We start from the raw sequence: 2,885 nt of genomic DNA, 5'->3' as shown, positions 1-2,885 counted from the left end.
CCGGACGACGGGGGAGCCTGCCCCGGGCCTCCGCCCGGTGCGGCCTCCGCCCGGTCGCTGCCCTCCCCGCCCTGTCCCGGAGCGGGGAGGGTGAAGTCCGCACCCATCCGCAACACCAGCGTCCCCGGGGGTAACGCCTCGTTGCGCTCGGCGGGCAGGTCGGTGGCCAGCGCGGTGCGCATCGCCTCGACGCCGGCGCGGGCGCCGTCGGCGTACTCGAGCACGCTGCTCTCGCGCACGGCGGTGTCGGCGTAGCTCTGGCCGCCGAAGCCCTGCCCGGCCAGGACCTCGCGGGCACGCTGCCCCAGACCGCTCTCCCCGGAGGAGTTGTAGAGGTCGACGGTGAAGTTCTCCGCACCCTGGACCGTGTCCGGGAGCTCCCGGTCCGGGTCGGCGGGTTCGCCCACCAGGTCGTCGACGAACGACCGCACCTGGGCCTCGTCGACCCCGAGCACCTCGGCGGCGCCCACGTAGACGTCCCCGGTGACGGGCATGGTGTGGAACTCGATGTTGCCGCCGGACAGACCGCGCATCTGGTTCGCGAACCGGAGCAGGTCCCAGTCCTCCGAGATGACCACCGACTTCTGCACGGCCTTGATCACGTCGGACAACCGGGCCGGGTCCAGCAACACCTCACTGGAGATCACCTTCCGGGCGACCCCGGACAGGTACGCCTGCTGCCGGTCGATCCGGTCGAGGTCGCCGCGGGGGAGCCCGATCCGCTGACGGACGAACGACAGTGCGTCCGCGCCCTTCAGCGTCTGCTCCCCGGCGGGCAGGTCGATGCCGGATTTCGTCTCCTGGACGGGATTCTTCAGGCACACCCGGACACCGTCGAGCGCCTTCGTGACCTCGTAGAAGCTGGCCAGGTTGACCTCGGCGTAGCGGTCGATCATCCCCGGCCTGCCCACGAGCTGCTCGATCGTGGCGATCAGGTTGCGCCGTCCCGCCTGCTCGGCCCGGGTCTCGATCTCCTTCTCGGGAGCGCCCTCCGCCCGGAGCGTGCTGCTGGTGTCCCGGTAGGCGTGCCGGAAGGCGCTGTTGAGCCGGTTGTTGCCGTAGCCGCCGGCGAGTTCCACCCAGGCGTCCCGGGGGAAGGAGATCGCCACCGCGCTGCTGCCGTCCTGCGGGATGTGGACCAGGATCATGGTGTCGGTCTGGCGGTTGCCCTCCACCTCGCCCGCGTGCAGCTTGTCCAGCACCGCACGGGGAAGGGGGTTGCCCTGCGCGTCGGTGCGGCTGTCCATGCCGACCAGGAGGATGTCCACGGCGCCGTCGAGCGGTTCGGTACCCGGTTCCTTGTCGAACACGTTGGTGGTGTTCACACCGGAGTTCATGTCGCCGACGAAGTACCAGCCGTAACAGGTCACCGCCAGGACCAGCACGGAGAGCAGCGCGAGGACGGTCCGGCCACCGGCACGGCCGACGGTGCCCGCCCGTGCGCGACGGCCACGTGCGTCCGGCCCGTCGGCGGGCTCCGGTGCCGCGTCGGTCACGTACTTCCTCCCCGCGTGTCGTCGCCTGGCCCACATTACTGATCTTCCCGAAGTGAAGACGTCGGAACGGGAGGAAACGTTGCCCCGACGTTGCGTCCGGTGTTCTCCCGCCGTCGTGGCAGACTGCCCGTGAGTCGAAAAGGGGAGGACAGATGCGGGTTCTGGTTACCGGCGGTGCCGGGTTCATCGGGTCGTACTACGTGCGGCAGGTGCTCTCGGGTGCCTACCCGGCCCCGGAGCCGACCGAACTGATCGTGCTCGACAAACTCACCTACGCCGGGTGCGAGGAGAACCTGACCCCGGTGGCCGACGACCCCCGGCTGCGCTTCGTCCGGGGCGACATCACCGACGCCGGACTGGTCGCGGAACTGACCTCCGGCGTCGACCTCGTCGTCCACTTCGCCGCGGAGTCGCACGTGGACCGCTCGATCACGGGCGCGGCCGACTTCGTCACGACCAACGTCGTCGGGACGCAGACCCTGCTGCGGGCGGCACTGCACGCGGGCGTGGGCAGGTTCGTCCACGTGTCCACCGACGAGGTGTACGGCACGATCGACGAGGGCTCGTGGACCGAGGACCACGTGCTGGAGCCGAACTCCCCGTACTCGGCGTCGAAGGCGTCGTCCGACCTGCTCGCCCGCGCGTTCCACCGCACACACGGTCTGCCGGTGTGCGTCACCCGGTGCTCGAACAACTACGGGCCGTACCAGTTCCCGGAGAAGATGGTGCCGCTGTTCGTGACGAACCTGCTCGACGGCAGGCCGGTGCCGCTGTACGGTGACGGGCTCAATGTCCGGGACTGGCTGCACGTCGACGATCACTGCCGGGGTATCCAGCTGGTGGCCGAGCGGGGCAGGCCGGGCGAGATCTACAACATCGGCGGCGGCACGGAACTGACGAACCGGGAGCTGACCGGGCGGCTGCTGGCGGCCGTCGGCGCCGACTGGGACATGGTCCGTCCGGTCACCGACCGCCCGGGCCACGACCGGCGGTACTCGGTCGACACCGGCAAGATCCGCGCGGAGTTGGGCTACCGGCCACGGGTGGAGTTCACCGACGGGCTCGCCGACACGGTGCGCTGGTACGCGGACAACCGGGCGTGGTGGGAGCCGCTCAAACGGCGGGCGGCACCCGCAGGCGCGTGACGCGCCCCGGGTAGGACGGCACCGGGGACCACCGGAGGACGACGCGGAGGACGAGGATGAGCGGAACGCAGCAGCCACGGTTGGCGGTGCTCGTCCCGGGTGGTTCCGGCCAGCTCGGGCGTGCCCTGCTCGACGCCGGCGCGGACGACGGCGACCGGATCCGGGTGAGCGCGCCCGGCTCGGACGAACTCGACCTGACCCGGCCGGGGGCCGTCGTCGAGGCGCTGGCCGACCTGGCCGCCGG

The 2,885-nt window shown here is 71.1% G+C and carries 2 protein-coding genes and 1 pseudogene; 2 read left to right on the top strand and 1 reads right to left on the bottom strand.

All coding sequences use genetic code 11. The features are described 5' to 3' along the window. The coding region (locus SACHA_RS20800; RefSeq protein ID WP_019808397.1) for an LCP family protein at positions 1–1,496 on the bottom strand (1,496 nt) is incomplete at its 3' end. Between the two features lie 152 nt (positions 1,497–1,648). Between SACHA_RS20800 and rfbB the strand changes: the two genes are divergently transcribed. After that, positions 1,649–2,641, top strand: a complete 993-nt coding sequence (gene rfbB / locus SACHA_RS0107310; RefSeq protein WP_019808395.1) for a dTDP-glucose 4,6-dehydratase — start codon at positions 1,649–1,651, stop codon at positions 2,639–2,641. Between the two features lie 56 nt (positions 2,642–2,697). Continuing rightward, positions 2,698–2,885 (top strand): annotated as a pseudogene (locus SACHA_RS20795) (dTDP-4-dehydrorhamnose reductase); the annotation flags it as partial.

It is taken from the genome of Saccharomonospora halophila 8 (assembly GCF_000383775.1).
GTDB classification, from domain to species: domain Bacteria; phylum Actinomycetota; class Actinomycetes; order Mycobacteriales; family Pseudonocardiaceae; genus Saccharomonospora; species Saccharomonospora halophila.
This window is presented reverse-complemented; position numbering and strand designations above follow the sequence as displayed.

Bases quoted from the DNA above. Each gene is read 5' to 3' on its own strand.
- rfbB (WP_019808395.1), top strand. From the start codon at position 1,649: ATGCGGGTTCTGGTTACCGGCGGTGCCGGGTTCATCGGGTCGTACTAC.